We start from the raw sequence: 13,445 nt of genomic DNA, 5'->3' as shown, positions 1-13,445 counted from the left end.
CAGTAGCCCTCAATCCCACGTCAAGCCGCCGAGTCGCCATACATAGGCGTAGGCTACAAATACCGTGAGCATGAATACCACCATCTCGACCAACGCGAACGCCCCCAGGGCGTCGTAGCTGACCGCCCAGGGATACAAGAACACGATTTCAATGTCGAAGATGGTGAACAACATCGCAGTCAGGTAATACTTCACCGGGAAACGTTGCCTGCTGGCTGCGCTACCGCCCGTGGAAGTTCTGACGCCGTTATCGATGGGCTCGATCCCACACTCGTAGGCCGTTTGCTTGGACCGGTTGAAATGAGACGGGCCGACCAGGCTCGCGATCACAACTGAGACCACTGCAAAGGAGGTGGCAATGACTCCCAGTACCAGGATGGGTGTGTAGAGGTTCAACTTGCTTCCTGATGTGTCGTGCGGGCTGGTTGCGTCGACCCAGGCGGTAGTCGGACTAAAATTATGATGGACCCAGCTGGCGGACAATCACAATAACTTTCAACATAGTCGCGGAGTGACGAAGACTTATGCCGGGGGTCGACTTAAGATATGGCCTCGGCTCGGCGCCGACCCCTGGTGGTGTGGTGAATCCATCTGCAGAACAGCCACGGACATTGGAAGACTGCGCAGCACATCAGAATTTTACGAATATTTTTGTTAATGGGCAGATCGGCGCAATATTTGTTGTTATGGTTATTGCCATCGAGTAATCACAGGGATTTTCACGAATTCAGCATAGCACTGTCGAGCGATCTGGGAAGATTGGAGCCGTGAGTTTTTTGTGCTGCCGTCAGGTATCAACTCCTTACGGATGTTCGCTGGCGCAGGTATTGCGCTAATGTCGGTGGCGACTTGGGAGGGGCTTGGTCGAAGAGCTGGGGTCTGCGGCGCAATCAATTTGTCTAGGTGACGACCGGGGTGGCGGGTCAGGCGCGGGTTGTGGCCAAAATATATTTGAGGCGGCATATATTTGAGGCGGCGCAAGCTCTGACGGCACTACCGGTGGCAATTGCCGGCAACCGCAATGCATTCGTGTAGTTGATGGTGTCGAATTTGTTTGACCAGAACGCGCCGGCTATAGCGGTCGTTGAGAGCATGTACGGAGAGATGTGGGCTACCGACGTCGTCGCGATGTCAGGGTACTATATCCGTAGTAATAGACAATGGGTTGTGCAGTTGTCGCCGTGGCAGAACCTGTTGTAAGCCTTTCCGAGGCTGGCCGATGGTACGGTTAGCAGCTAACTTCGGCGGTGAGTTTGGAGGCGTGCGCCTGCTTGGGCGGTAGCGACGGCCCTAGCGGTGGTGGCGTCAAGAACGCCTGCGGCAACTATGTCAACGGCGTAGTGGCCAGAGCCGCCGGGACTGGGTTTATGCAGGGGGTAATACACCCTATGACACCGGAAATGGCGCTAACTACGACTTGGGCAGCGGCAACACAATTACGACCAATGCCAGCGTTGGGAGCCCCGGAATTGGGGTTTTCGGCGTCCCTGTTCTGGGTCCCGGCCACTGGTGGCAATAACACCCATACCAGGATTATCGGAGACAATCAGATTGATCCTGACGACTTGGCATCTGAGGTACCTGAATCAACTGGTGTGTCTGAAATACTTACTCCTGGGACTCGGGAGGTTGCTATATCGGCTCCGGCATTGAGGGTATTGCCAAATCCGCCTTCGGAAATTGTGGCGAAGGCAGCAGCGGTAAGGCAAGCGCAGCCAACACAAATAACAGATTTTGGAATTCCGCGTCGTCGCTACAGGCTTCAGGGCCCGAAGGATACCAACGCGGCCCGCTGCAACCCAGGATCAGCAAGATTCGAAGACATCCGCGGTAGCTGAAACAGCGGCGCCGTTAAGGTCGGACACGGCGGCGAGGCGATTGCGACCTTAGGCAAAGCGGACCCCGCGGATTCAACTGCGAGACGGCTGAGCACCGGCTTTATAGCCCGGTGTGTTTAGCGCCTACTGTGCCAGAGCCGTTAACAGTCCGAGCACGGTCCGACCCAGCGCGATGGGGTCGATGGGCTGTGGGACCGCGGCTTCGGCTCGTGACCAGCTAGCCAGCCAGGCGTCGTCAGGGCGCCCGGTGAGCACTATGACCGGCGGACATGCGTCAAGTTCGTCTTTGAGCTGTTTCGCTATGCCCATACCGCCGGTCGGCGTCGCCTCGCCATCGAGGATGGCCAAATCGATATCACCGGCGTCCATTCGTCGTATCACCATCGGGCCGGTCGCTACTTCGGCATAAGTCAGCTCGGGTAGTTCTGGGTGCAGTCGTTTGCCTAGTGCCTGTATTACTTGTTGGCGGGTTCTGGCGTTGTTGCTGTACACGAGTATCCGTACAGCGCTGATAGAGGCCGGCACGATGCAGATGGTATCTGGTGACGCTCTGGCGTTGCTGGGTCGTTCGCACGACGAATGACTTTTGCTGCGACGGTCAACCGTTGCGTCAATCATGCCGAACTTATTACAGTCCACATCTAAGCCGGTATCGAGCGATGTTATTTTTGTCTTACTACTTTTGGTTCAATCTCCCTCGAACTTGGTGACTGTGGCGAGGAAAGGCAGTGGTTCGGTGATGCTCTTGACGGTGTGGGCGGCTCGCAACTCTGTGCTGTTTACGGTGGTCGATCGGTCGAGTTTGTCTTGGCTGCGTGCGGAAAGCGCGCCATGGGCGCCAAACCATGTCAGCTAGGCTTGTGACGCCATGGATTTTGTGGATCTTCATAAGTCGGCATCGTTGCCATCGCGGTGGGTCGCCATGGTTACACATTGTCGCGGACGCGCAATACGATTTTGCCTTTAGCGGTGCGATTTTCAAGACAGGCAATTGCGCTAGCAGCCTCGTCTAGTGGGTAGATCATTGGCTCAGGCAAAGGCAGCTGGCCGGCGGTAAGCAGCAGTTCGAGCTGGGCCCATTGCTCGGCCAGAGCTTCGGGGTGTGTTAAGGTCCAGGCGCCCCAGCCGACACCGACTATATCAATGTTGTTGAGCAGCAGTCTGTTTACCTTCACCGTGGGTATCTCACCGCCGGTGAAGCCGATGACAAGTAGCCGTCCACCCGGAGCAAGCGAGCGTAGTGAGTCGGCCATCCGGTCGCCACCAACTGGGTCGACTAGCACATCGATGCCGCGCTCGCCGGTTAACTCCTTTACTGTGTCTTTGAACCCCTCAGCCAACACCACATCAGTGGCGCCGGCCGCGGTCGCGGTCTGGCCCTTCGCTTCGGTGCTGACCACCGCGATGGTGCGCGACGCGCCGAGCACCGGCGCCAGCCGCAACGTCGACGTTCCGATCCCGCCGGCAGCTCCGTGTACCAGCACCGTCTCTCCCTGCTGTAGCCGGCCGCGGACACGGAGGGCAAAGCATACGGTCAGATCGTTGAACAGCAGGCCAGCACCCTCCTCGAAGGTCACGTTGTCAGGCAGTTTGAACACTCGCTTAGGTGACAACACTGCAACCTCCGCCATCCCGCCGGTAAGCATGGTGAGGCCGACAACCCTGTCGCCAGGATCTACGTGACTGTTGGCTGGCGCCGACCGAACGATTCCGGCGATCTCAGCTCCGGGCACGAACGGCAGCTTCGGCCGGTACTGGTAGCGGCCGCGGGTCAACAATGCGTCCGGAAATGCCGCACCGGCTGCGTGCACCTCCACGATCACGCCGTCACCTGTTGGTTCCTCGATATTGTTGATCTCGACAGCGTCCGGACCATCTAGCCGAGTCACTTGTGCCGCGCGCATGCCACCTCCGTCGTCAACCAGAGATCGAAGAGCCTCCGCCGCTTCAATCTAAAACTCGACATGTCATGGCACGACCACACGCCGGCACAGGTCGCGTTGCCCTGTGAAATGACCTGGGTCACTGTGCCAGCTTTTTGCTACGCTCGGACAATGCGATGAGGCCGAAAAGTTACTTGAGCTCGGAAGATGACAGGCCCAGTAATCGTCGCGCAACCACTAGCTGCTGAATCTGCTGAGTGCCCTCGAAGATGTCCAAGATCTTTGAGTCGCGAGCCCATTTTTCCAACAGGGTCTGCTCGGAATAGCCTGTTGTTCCTGCTAATTCGACAGTCTTGAGAGTAACATCGCTGGCCATCCGGCCGGCCTTGGCCTTGCTCATTGACGCTTCTTTGGAGTTGGGGATGTTGTTGTCGGCTTGCCACGCTGCACGCAACGACAGCAGGTAACTGGCCTCCCAGTCGGCTTCCATCCGCAGGAACTCTGACGCGGCGGCACTTTGGGCATGCGAGGGCTTGTCGTAGCAGATCTCTACTCCAGCATCAGTGAGGATCTTGCGGATTTTCTCTAGCGCGGCGCGGCCGATCCCGACGGCCATGGCGGCAACGACCGGCCGGGTGTTGTCAAAGGTCTCCATCACTCCGGAAAAGCCCTTACCAACCTCGATGTCCGGGTTACCCAGCAAGTTGTCCTTGGGAATACGGACATTATCAAAGCGAATCGTAGCGGTATCTGATCCTTTGATGCCGAGCTTGTGCTCGAGGCGCTCGACCGTGACGCCGGGGTGTTCGCGTGGTACGACGAATGACTTGATCGCCGCGCGGCCCAGCGACTTGTCCAGGGTGGCCCACACCACGATATGGGTAGCGCGTGACCCGGCGGTAACAAAGATCTTCTCGCCGTTGATCACGTATTCGTCGCCGTCGAGGGTGGCAGTCGTTGACACCGCCGCCGAGTCCGACCCGAAGCCCGGCTCGGTGATGGCCATTGCCGCCCACACCTTGCCCAAGCGCTCCAGCTGCTCGTCGGTAGCGACCGCGGAGATAGCGGCGTTGCCTAGCCCCTGGTAGGGGATGGACAGCAGCATCGCGACATCGCCCCAGCAGACCTCCAAGGTCTGTAGCAGCGCTGCCATGTTAGCGCCGTTGTGGTTTTCGTCTTTGTCGTCCTCATCACCGAGCGCGTCTGCTCCGGCGAAGGCGAACGACTCAGCGGCTCCCGCGAACAGATTGAACAGGGTGTCTAGTTCAACCGGGTAGGTGTGTTCTTTTAGGTCATATTTGCGGGCGATCGGCCGCACCATCTCGGCGGCGCCTTGATGGATCTTCACGACTACCGCTTGCAGCTTGCGAGGCAGCTCTAGATTGATTGCCATGATCGGTCTTTCGCTTTGAAGAGAATGCAGACTTTAGATAATTACGATGCCCTCTGCCACACCGATAGCTCGCAGGTCGCGGTACCAGCGTTCAACCGGGTGCTCTTTGGTGAAGCCGTGGCCGCCCAGCAGCTGCACACCGTCTAGGCCGATTTGCATGGCCTTGTCGGAACCGAATCGCTTGGCCAGTGCCGCTTCCCGTGTGAATGAGAGGCCCTGGTCGGCGCGAGATGCGCCACGCCACGTGATCAGGCGCAGCCCGTCCAACTCGATAGCGATGTTGGCACACATAAAGGCGACGGCCTGGCGGTGCGCGATTGGCTCGCCGAAGGCTTCGCGTTCTTTCACATACGGAACGACATAGTCCAGCACCGCATGCGAGGTGCCGACCGCCAGCGCGGCCCAGCCTAGCCGGGCCAACGCGATCGCTTCGGAGTAGTCATTATCCGTCGCTTCCTCTTCGCCTAACCGGGCCTTCAGGGGTACTGACACTCCGCAGAGTTCAACGTGGCCTAAGGCTGCAGCGCGAATCCCCATGCTGGGGTCGGCTTTGACGGTCAGTCCTTTGGCCGAAGACTCGACGATGAATAATGTTGGCCTGCTATTCAGCTGGGCGCCAATGATGAATAGCTCGGCTCTGGCTGCGGCCGGGACCAATGACTTCACCCCATCGAGCCGATATCCGGACGGGGTGCGCACGGCGATGGTCTTCAGCCGGGTGGGGTCGAACAACGGCTGCGGTTCGGCGATGGCTACACAGGCCTGGGGGACATTCTCGCCGGCAAACTCTTTCAGGTAGGTGGCCTGCTGATCGGCGCTGCCCCAATGGGTTAGCGCAGCCGCCACACCGCCGGGGGCCAGAATCGGCAATGCCAATCCCATGTCGCCGTGCGCCAGCGCCTCGGCTACCAGCACATTGGTCACGCCGGAACGGCGTTCGGCGATGCCGTCGAAGTCTTCGGGAATGTTGATCGCGGTGATGCCCAGCTTAGCGGCTTTGGCGATCAGATCGAGTGGGTATGATGCGGCTTCATCGGCTTCATGAGCGGCCTGTCGTAGTACCTCTGTGGCGAATTCGTCGACAGTCTCGATGATCAACTTCTGATCATCATCTGGCGTCAGGTCGAAGTCGTTCCTGTCGCTGGGCGGCAACCGGGTCGCACCACCGCGTAGGTTCTGCACCCGCTTAAACTGCCGGCTGGTGGACGTGGTTGTGGAGAACATCGTCTTGACTCCGCAGCGCAACGCTCGATTGAGCGGATCGCGCAGATGGTATCTGTCCAGGAACTCCTGGCCGGCCAGTAGAGTCAGCATCGCAATTGCGACGTCGACCCCAGTCCGCTTGTGTGGCTGCATCCCGATGGCGGACTTTGGACCGCGTCGTTTGGGAGGCGCGGAAGAGGGCTTAGCACCAGGAGCAGTGTTGGTCATGTCAGCAGTCTCAGATCGTTGGGGCAATGTAGATAGCCCTATTTTACTCCGGAGTAAATATAGGGAACGTCCTGTTAGTTAATTCACACTGGTGCGATCCTCTTCAGTACTTCTCGGTGCAGGCGACCGTTCGTCGCCACCGCGCTGCCACCATGTGGCCCCGGGGTGCCGTCGAGGCTGGTCAGAACCCCACCCGCCTCACGCACCACGATATCGAGGGCTGCCAGGTCCCACACCGATACCTCCGGTTCGGCAGTGATGTCTACGGCTCCCTCGGCGAGTAGGCAATAGGACAGAAAGTCGCCGTAGGCGCGCACCCGCCATACGGCGTCAGTCAAGCTTAGAAACCGCTCGCGTAAACCGCGCTGTGCCCACCCGGACAAGTTGGAGAACGACAGGCTCGCCGAACCCAGGTTGGTCACCTCCGAGACCGCCAGCCGGCGCGGGACCTTGTCGACCGCTGCGAATGCACCTTTGCCGCGCGCGGCCCACCACCGTCGCTGCAGTGCGGGCGCGCTGATGACGCCGATTGAGGGGACCCCGTCGTCGAGCAAGGCGATCAAGCTGGCCCACACGGGGACCCCGCGTACAAAGTTCTTGGTGCCGTCGATCGGGTCTATAACCCACTGCCTTCCACTGAAAGTTGTTTTACCACCGTATTCTTCGCCTAGAATGCTGTCTTTTGGTCGCTCGCGCCTGAGCACCTCGCGCATGTCGGCTTCGACCGCGCGGTCGGCGTCGGTGACCGGAGTCAGATCGGGTTTGGTGTCGACGCGTAGATTGAGCGCGCCGAAACGGGCGCGTGTCAACGTGTCGGCACGATCAGCCAGCGTCAATGCCAGCATCAGATCGTCCTGAGCCATGCGCACTGCTCCGTATCCGCGTTCTGTCATTCTGCGTCGTCGCCGGTGCGATCCATGCCAGAAGTCCTACCATGACTCTAACCTGAATGAATGTGGGAATTCGGTGTATTGCTATTACTGGTGGTGATCTTGGGTGTTTTCCTGGCCCAGCGGTTCCTCCCGCGCGGCTGTCACCCTGCTGTGGGCAGGGGTGACTTGGCAAACGGCACGTTGCTGGTCACCGGGGTTAGCCCACGGCCCGACGGCGCTCGTGGTGAGCAGTTCGTCACGATCGCCGGTGTTATCAGCGGACCAACCGTCAGTGAGTATTCGGTGTATTGGCGCATGGTAGTCGACGTCGACCAATGGCCGGCAATGGGGCAGTTGCACCCGGTGATGTATTCGCCGAAGAATCCGGACAACTGGAAGTTCGCGCCACTCGACCCACCGGCCAGCTAACGGCTCGTCATACCACCGCGGGCGGGCGCGGTATCAGCGTGAGTTGGACTCCGTATCAGGGTATTGAGTCGTGTGTCGTCGATGCTTGACAGCACAGCGATTTTCGGGTGGTCTATTTGCAACGTGACGCGTCGATCTTGACCACCTTTGATGCCAGCTGCCCTCGGCGGCACACCACTCGCTAACGTGAATGTGTAGAGTTTGCCATTACGGTCGTTAGTCAATCGGGCTGTAAAGGCGGTTGTTTGGCATCCTGAAGGCGTGGCATGCAAGGATATCGATCCGATCCGGACGAGGAGTTCTGTAGACATGATCAAGTAGAGCCTTGGAATAGTGCTTTTCGCGCTTTTACCAGTGTTCGTGACCTTGGGTGTCATCTGGTCGCTCACAGGGGTGGGCTAGACCATCGTGGCGGCTGTCGTGCTGTTGCTCGTCGGCGGTGCCACCATCAGCTTGGAACGCTGACGCGCCCGTTATGTGTTCGTGGTGGGGCTGGAGCACCGTCGAGGAGGTGCTATCCGAGCGGAAAACGCACGATCTAACGGTGCGAATCACGGCCCTGCTACCCGATTACGACGTGACCGATCACCGCCCGCTGGACCCGAACGTGCTTGGGTTCGCTACATCACGAATCACCCCATCAGCATCGCTGGCCAAGCTCTTCTTGGTCGACCCCATTGATCAAGCAGATCCTTTCCGCAGCAAGGAATTTTGTGATGTTATGTGCAATTTGTAAGACTGCATCGACCACGTCCCCGACCTAATCGCACGGCCTCATCGTGAGTAAGACGTGATCTACGTACTGGACTGGCTTGTGCACAAAAACTCAATTATTCCGTACGGAAGCGGTAGCTTCAGTCGTCGGTGGCGTCGAGCCCCGATTCGATGGTCCGGCTATCACGGTGGATGTTACTGAAAAATTGAGTGCGGTGCTCGAAATCGACAAGGTCAACTAGGCTCGCACGATCTGACGTCGCGGCATTTCTCGCAGTTCTTTGCGTTCTCCAGTCTTGGCCGCTCCTGCGGGCACTTTGCCGCACTGTACACTTACATCGACGACCAGACTAAATCGCTTCGGATTGTCCATCCCAGCCGGGGTCAGTCAGTATCGCCGGTTGTTCCTTGGTTCCGAGGGCACGCTCGGTATCATTAAGTGAGGTGTGGATTGCGGATACAGGGCCGCCCGCGCTGGTAGGTGACCACCGGTAACTTCGATGACTGAGCGGCCGTGGTCGCGGCGACTCGGATAGTTGCCCAAGCCGTCCTATGCCCAGTCAATTGTCGGCTCTGAGTCCGACCGGGGCGTTCCCGAGTACTGGTGCGCCGGTCAGTGGCGGTGTGCTCGAGCTGGCTTTCGAGTTGACTTGCCACCCGATCGATGCGTGGCTGTACTGTGCACAACGGATCGCTGCCGAGCACAGTGGCACTGTGCTCGCGTGGCGTAGCAGCGAAACCGTAAGCGAAACAAAGAAAAATGATTCTTTGACAAGCTGGTGCTCATCATTCTTGCGTATGCTCTACCAGCGTGATGCTCTTACCCGCCGTGTTATCATCGCCGAAATTTTCGAAACCACTTGCACCTGAGAAGGATTCGATTTACCCCGCTCTGCGGTAACCAAGGTTGCTAGGACGGCGATCGAGTGAGTTTGCGGAGCCGGTGTGGTTACTTGTTGGTTCCTCCACGTTTACTGCGACGGTCCGGACCGGTTCGCGGCAGATCGGCGTGCGGCGGAATCCGCACTGGACCCGGCCGGGATCCTCAACCCCTGGGTGCTAGTTGACCGTGATCAGCCGTGCCCTACCCGCAGCAGCTCGGCGAGGTTCGGCAGCTTAACGCGTGGGCGGCCGTGCGGTTTACCAGCCGCTCGTTCAAAGCGGTCGATGGCCTGCCAGTGCGCCGATGTGACCAGCTTGGGCTGTCGTGTGGCCAGCCACTCGGCCAGCTGGTCGGCGTGGTCTGTACCGAACTCTTTGGAATCCTTGGCGCCAGCTAGATCCTCCATCAAAGTGTCGACGGTGTCTTGGGAGTCCTTCTTGTTGGTGCCGATCACTCCGGTCGGCCCGCGCTTAACCCACCCGACGACGTACTCGTTTTGGCTGCCGTCCACTCGGCCGTTGGTGTTGGGTATAGTACCGCTGCTGTCGTCGAAAGGTAACCCCGGCATTGGTACACCGCGATAACCGATCGATCGCACGATCAACTGAACTGGCAGTTCCTCGCGGGTACTGGTGTCTTTGGCTGCCACCCGCCCGCTGTCGTCAGTGACCAGTTCGTTTTGGCCGAATACAATTTGCTCAACCTTGCCCTCGCCTTTGATTTCAATCGGGGAAGTCAGGAATCGGAACACAATCCGACGATGGCCGGGTCTGGGCGTCCGCGCAGCGTAGTCACGCAACACCTTAATGTTTTGCTTGGTCGTCTTGCCTACTGCGGCTGCGTCCTCGTCACTGATGTCCTCCAGCTGAGCTGGATCGACGATCACATCGACTCCTTCGAGGTTTGCTAGCTCACGCAGTTCCAATGTGGTGAATGCTGTCTGCAGCGGTCCGCGGCGGCCAGCGATGATCACTTCCTCGATCCCGCGCGGGCGCAGTGATTGTAGTGCGTGGTCGGCGATATCGGTGAGTGCAAGCACGTCGGGATTGGTGATCAGGATGCGCGCGATGTCGAGTGCGACGTTGCCATTGCCAATAACCACCGCGCGACGACCCGACAGGTCGGGTGACATCTCGTGGAAATTGGGGTGAGCATTATACCAGCCCACGAAATTAACGGCAGAGACACTGCCCGACAGGTCTTCACCGGGAATGTTCAAAGCGCGGTCGGACTGCGCCCCAACGGCATAGATTACGGCGTCGTAGCGTTCGGTGAGTTCGGCAGGCTCGATGTGTTCGCCGACAATTATGTTGCCGAAAAAGCGGAACCGTGGGTCCTCAGAGGTCTTTTCGAACTGCTTGCTGATCGACTTGATCTTGGGGTGATCGGGTGCGACACCAGAGCGGACCAGTCCCCACGGTGTCGGCAACATCTCCAGCATGTCGACGGCAACGTCGATCTCGTCAGAGGAGTCGGCGGCCTTCAACACCGATGCCGCGGCGAAGAATCCCGACGGCCCCGAGCCAACGATGGCGATGTGATACCGGTGGTGTGGACGCAATAGTTGAACCTTACTGTTCGTGCCCGGCCCCTGTGACACTGGACGCGGTGGGATGTAATGAGCGGTCACGTCACTGTGGTGGCGTTCACATGACGAGCATTTTGATGCTAATGGCTGTTACCGGGAGCTCCCCAGGGCACTGCTGGTTGCTACTTGGGGGCGCCGGTAACGTGGGTGATTGTGGAATCTGACCGCCAAGCCGACATAGCTGCCCTTGACTCCACCTTGACCACGGTGGAGCGGGTGCTCGATGTGGAGGGTTTACGCACCCGTATCGAGAAGCTTGAGCATGAGGCATGCTACCCGAAACTGTGGGATGATCAGGCTCGCGCGCAACGCGTTACCAGCGAGCTATCCCACGCTCAGGGCGAGCTACGCCGGATCGGGCAGCTACGGCGGCGCCTAGATGACCTGCCGGTGCTCTACGAGCTAGCGGCTGAAGAAAAGGCTGCGGGTTTCGCCAGCGGAGTGGAGGCTTTCGCCGAGGCTGATGCCGAACTCAAAGCGTTGCGTGCCGATATCGAGGCCGCCGAGGTGCGCACACTGTTGTCGGGCGAGTACGACGAACGTGAAGCGCTGATCACTATCCGTTCCGGTGCAGGCGGGGTGGATGCCGCAGACTGGGCCGAAATGCTGATGCGGATGTATATTCGATGGGCAGAGCAGCACAAATACGGCGTCGAAGTGTTCGACACCTCCTATGCCGAAGAAGCCGGCATCAAGAGTGCCACGTTTGTCGTGCACACGCCGTTCGCCTATGGCACGTTGGCAAGCGAGCAGGGCACCCACCGGTTAGTCCGGATCAGCCCGTTTGATAACCAGAGCCGGCGGCAGACTTCGTTTGCCGAAGTTGAAGTGTTGCCGGTGGTGGAGACTACCGATCACATCGACATCCCCGAAGGCGATGTGCGCGTCGATGTCTACCGATCCAGCGGACCTGGTGGCCAGTCGGTCAACACCACCGACTCCGCCGTCCGGCTCACCCACATCCCGACGGGTATCGTCGTCACATGCCAGAACGAGAAGTCGCAGTTGCAGAACAAGGTATCGGCCATGCGCGTGTTGCAAGCAAAATTGTTAGAGCGCAAACGTTTAGAAGAACGCGCTGAGCTAGACGCATTAAAGGGTGAGGGCGGTAGCTCGTGGGGCAATCAGATGCGTTCCTATGTACTGCACCCCTACCAGATGGTCAAAGACTTGCGAAACGAGTATGAAGTAGGCAACCCAACGGTCGTACTTGACGGAGACATCGACGGGTTCCTGGACGCCGGGATCCGTTGGCGCAACAGACGCGATGACAGCTAGCATGGCACGTCTTGCTGCTTTGTTAACGCAGCATTGGCATGACTTCTGGCGCGGCGAGAGCTGTGCTTGGACCATCGGCAGAGGCCTGAGGATCGTCGTGCTGCTTGATCACAGCGGTGCTGGTGGTTAGCTTTGTCACCTGAGTAGCGCAACAAGTGACCCGCCAGTTCGACGTCGACTTCGTCTTAAGTGACGTCTTGGTGCGCTCGGAAGCAACCAAACACTGCCAGGTCGTTGCATCGATGCTCCAGGAGGTGTTGATTGGTATCATTGCAATCTGGATCATCCTTCAGATCAGTGACGTGCTGCGCTTTTCGATGGGTGGGCTGGTCGCACCGGCGGTGGTGTTGGGTGCGGTGCTGGGCTTTGGTGCTCAGCAGCTGGTCAAGGATCTGCTTGCCGGCTGCTTCCCCATAGTTGAGAAGCAGTACGGCTTCGAGATCTGGTAGCATTGATGGCCAGCGGAGCCGTCAGCGAGGCCTGCGGTGCTGTCGAAAATGTAACATTGCGGCTAAACATGCCGCACTCTTCCGATGGTGCGGTCTTCACTGTTCCCAATGCTCAGATTGTAGAATCGGTCAGCCTGTCCAAGGGACTGGGCGCGGGCGGTGGTGGACATCCCGGTGGCGACCAGTGCCAATTTTGATTGGGTCAACGTGGTTTTACACACAGGAGTGTGAGCAAGCCCATGATGACTCGATGCTGGCGGAGTTGCTATTAAACGCTACCACGGTGATGGGGGTGGAAAATATTGCAGTGGACACCACTACAGCGTGTGGTGGTTCGCACATTACTCGGCAAGCAGTTTGAGGCTGTCCGCCAGTTGTGTGTGGTCGTGCTTCGGGCCACTCGCCCGCGCCGGTATCGTGATCGCCAGCCGACACAGCGGTCGGCGCTATCGAAGATCTCGCTGTACCTGCGGCCACAGCGGCCTAGTGCGACCGCAGGCCGTGGTGTAGCGGCGGTGAAGTTCGTGCTCAACATCCTAGGTAAGGGCGGCGAAGACGGCCAACGACGCTGGCCTCGCCACATGTTCAGTGGCCGGATCCGTGCCTCAACGCTGGCGTTAATCGCGGTGTTCCTGACAGTGTGGTGGCTATCACACACCGGAAACTTCTGGTGGTGAGCCGACTAAC

Annotated in this window: 15 protein-coding genes and 1 pseudogene; 8 read left to right on the top strand and 8 right to left on the bottom strand. The window is 58.8% G+C overall.

All coding sequences use genetic code 11. The annotated features are described in order from the left end of the window. Nucleotides 1-9: 9 nt before the first annotated feature. Nucleotides 10-396, bottom strand: coding sequence for an NADH-quinone oxidoreductase subunit A (locus MUBE_RS02370; RefSeq protein WP_116539501.1), 387 nt, complete (start codon nucleotides 394-396; stop codon nucleotides 10-12). 507 nt (nucleotides 397-903) lie between these two features. On the opposite strand from MUBE_RS02370, the gene MUBE_RS18800 reads away from it, so the two are divergent. Further along, complete coding sequence (locus MUBE_RS18800; RefSeq protein ID WP_279386650.1) at nucleotides 904-1,035, top strand: hypothetical protein; 132 nt, start codon at nucleotides 904-906, stop codon at nucleotides 1,033-1,035. Nucleotides 1,036-1,038: 3 nt separating this feature from the next. Next, entirely contained in the window at nucleotides 1,039-1,200 is a 162-nt protein-coding gene (locus MUBE_RS16825; protein ID WP_243632768.1) for a PPE domain-containing protein, read from the top strand. Between the two features lie 761 nt (nucleotides 1,201-1,961). On the opposite strand, the gene MUBE_RS02360 is transcribed toward MUBE_RS16825, so the two are convergent. The 5 genes from MUBE_RS02360 to hisN form a co-directional block, all read right to left on the bottom strand. Continuing rightward, entirely contained in the window at nucleotides 1,962-2,363 is a 402-nt protein-coding gene (locus MUBE_RS02360; RefSeq protein ID WP_116539500.1) for an Rv3143 family two-component system response regulator, read from the bottom strand. 401 nt (nucleotides 2,364-2,764) lie between these two features. Then, on the bottom strand, nucleotides 2,765-3,742 hold the full coding sequence (locus tag MUBE_RS02355) for an NADPH:quinone oxidoreductase family protein (RefSeq protein WP_116539342.1): 978 nt from the start codon (nucleotides 3,740-3,742) through the stop codon (nucleotides 2,765-2,767). 169 nt (nucleotides 3,743-3,911) lie between these two features. Next, nucleotides 3,912-5,114: an acyl-CoA dehydrogenase family protein gene (locus tag MUBE_RS02350; RefSeq protein ID WP_116539341.1), complete on the bottom strand. Its 1,203-nt coding sequence runs from the start codon at nucleotides 5,112-5,114 to the stop codon at nucleotides 3,912-3,914. Between the two features lie 33 nt (nucleotides 5,115-5,147). Then, nucleotides 5,148-6,545 carry an acyl-CoA dehydrogenase family protein gene (locus MUBE_RS02345; protein WP_116539340.1) on the bottom strand — a complete coding sequence of 466 codons (1,398 nt, stop codon included), beginning with the start codon at nucleotides 6,543-6,545 and terminating at the stop codon, nucleotides 5,148-5,150. Between the two features lie 83 nt (nucleotides 6,546-6,628). Continuing rightward, nucleotides 6,629-7,408 (bottom strand): histidinol-phosphatase, encoded by a 780-nt coding sequence (gene hisN / locus MUBE_RS02340; protein ID WP_116539499.1) that lies wholly within the window; start codon nucleotides 7,406-7,408, stop codon nucleotides 6,629-6,631. 90 nt (nucleotides 7,409-7,498) lie between these two features. Between hisN and MUBE_RS02335 the strand changes: the two genes are divergently transcribed. Continuing rightward, a complete protein-coding gene (locus tag MUBE_RS02335) occupies nucleotides 7,499-7,846 on the top strand; it encodes a hypothetical protein (RefSeq protein ID WP_116539339.1) in 348 nt (115 codons plus the stop codon). A gap of 475 nt (nucleotides 7,847-8,321) precedes the next feature. Further along, on the top strand, nucleotides 8,322-8,582 hold the full coding sequence (locus MUBE_RS20700) for a hypothetical protein (protein ID WP_481318827.1): 261 nt from the start codon (nucleotides 8,322-8,324) through the stop codon (nucleotides 8,580-8,582). Nucleotides 8,583-8,798: 216 nt separating this feature from the next. Here the strand turns inward: MUBE_RS20700 and MUBE_RS20695 are convergent, their stop codons facing one another. Further along, the gene (locus MUBE_RS20695) at nucleotides 8,799-8,933 is read right to left on the bottom strand and encodes a hypothetical protein (protein WP_481318826.1); all 135 of its coding nucleotides are present in this window, start codon (nucleotides 8,931-8,933) and stop codon (nucleotides 8,799-8,801) included. A 179-nt stretch (nucleotides 8,934-9,112) separates the two neighbouring features. On the opposite strand from MUBE_RS20695, the gene MUBE_RS20690 reads away from it, so the two are divergent. Then, nucleotides 9,113-9,430 (top strand): hypothetical protein, encoded by a 318-nt coding sequence (locus MUBE_RS20690; protein WP_481318825.1) that lies wholly within the window; start codon nucleotides 9,113-9,115, stop codon nucleotides 9,428-9,430. A gap of 203 nt (nucleotides 9,431-9,633) precedes the next feature. Here MUBE_RS20690 and MUBE_RS02320 read toward each other — a convergent pair whose 3' ends face one another. Continuing rightward, on the bottom strand, nucleotides 9,634-11,004 hold the full coding sequence (locus MUBE_RS02320) for an FAD-dependent oxidoreductase (RefSeq protein ID WP_116539498.1): 1,371 nt from the start codon (nucleotides 11,002-11,004) through the stop codon (nucleotides 9,634-9,636). 180 nt (nucleotides 11,005-11,184) lie between these two features. On the opposite strand from MUBE_RS02320, the gene prfB reads away from it, so the two are divergent. The 3 genes and pseudogenes from prfB (at nucleotide 11,185) to MUBE_RS15390 (ending at nucleotide 13,435) form a co-directional block, all read left to right on the top strand. Beyond that, nucleotides 11,185-12,309 (top strand): peptide chain release factor 2, encoded by a 1,125-nt coding sequence (gene prfB / locus MUBE_RS02315; RefSeq protein WP_116539497.1) that lies wholly within the window; start codon nucleotides 11,185-11,187, stop codon nucleotides 12,307-12,309. Further along, nucleotides 12,299-13,245: pseudogene (locus MUBE_RS02310) on the top strand (mechanosensitive ion channel domain-containing protein). Before prfB ends, MUBE_RS02310 begins: the two are co-directional and overlap by 11 nt. 28 nt (nucleotides 13,246-13,273) lie before the next feature. Next, nucleotides 13,274-13,435, top strand: a complete 162-nt coding sequence (locus MUBE_RS15390; RefSeq protein ID WP_165849649.1) for an Rv3103c transmembrane domain-containing protein — start codon at nucleotides 13,274-13,276, stop codon at nucleotides 13,433-13,435. Nucleotides 13,436-13,445 lie beyond the last annotated feature (10 nt).

The organism is Mycobacterium uberis (assembly GCF_003408705.1).
Taxonomy (GTDB): domain Bacteria; phylum Actinomycetota; class Actinomycetes; order Mycobacteriales; family Mycobacteriaceae; genus Mycobacterium; species Mycobacterium uberis.
This window is presented reverse-complemented; position numbering and strand designations above follow the sequence as displayed.

Coding starts and splice junctions, on each gene's coding strand:
- MUBE_RS16825 (WP_243632768.1), top strand. CDS start 1,039: ATGGTGTCGAATTTGTTTGACCAGAACGCGCCGGCTATAGCGGTCGTT.
- MUBE_RS02345 (WP_116539340.1), bottom strand. CDS start 6,545: ATGACCAACACTGCTCCTGGTGCTAAGCCCTCTTCCGCGCCTCCCAAA.
- MUBE_RS20690 (WP_481318825.1), top strand. CDS start 9,113: ATGCCCAGTCAATTGTCGGCTCTGAGTCCGACCGGGGCGTTCCCGAGT.
- MUBE_RS02350 (WP_116539341.1), bottom strand. CDS start 5,114: ATGGCAATCAATCTAGAGCTGCCTCGCAAGCTGCAAGCGGTAGTCGTG.
- MUBE_RS02355 (WP_116539342.1), bottom strand. CDS start 3,742: ATGCGCGCGGCACAAGTGACTCGGCTAGATGGTCCGGACGCTGTCGAG.
- MUBE_RS20700 (WP_481318827.1), top strand. CDS start 8,322: ATGTGTTCGTGGTGGGGCTGGAGCACCGTCGAGGAGGTGCTATCCGAG.
- MUBE_RS02335 (WP_116539339.1), top strand. CDS start 7,499: ATGTGGGAATTCGGTGTATTGCTATTACTGGTGGTGATCTTGGGTGTT.
- MUBE_RS20695 (WP_481318826.1), bottom strand. CDS start 8,933: ATGGACAATCCGAAGCGATTTAGTCTGGTCGTCGATGTAAGTGTACAG.
- hisN (WP_116539499.1), bottom strand. CDS start 7,408: ATGGCTCAGGACGATCTGATGCTGGCATTGACGCTGGCTGATCGTGCC.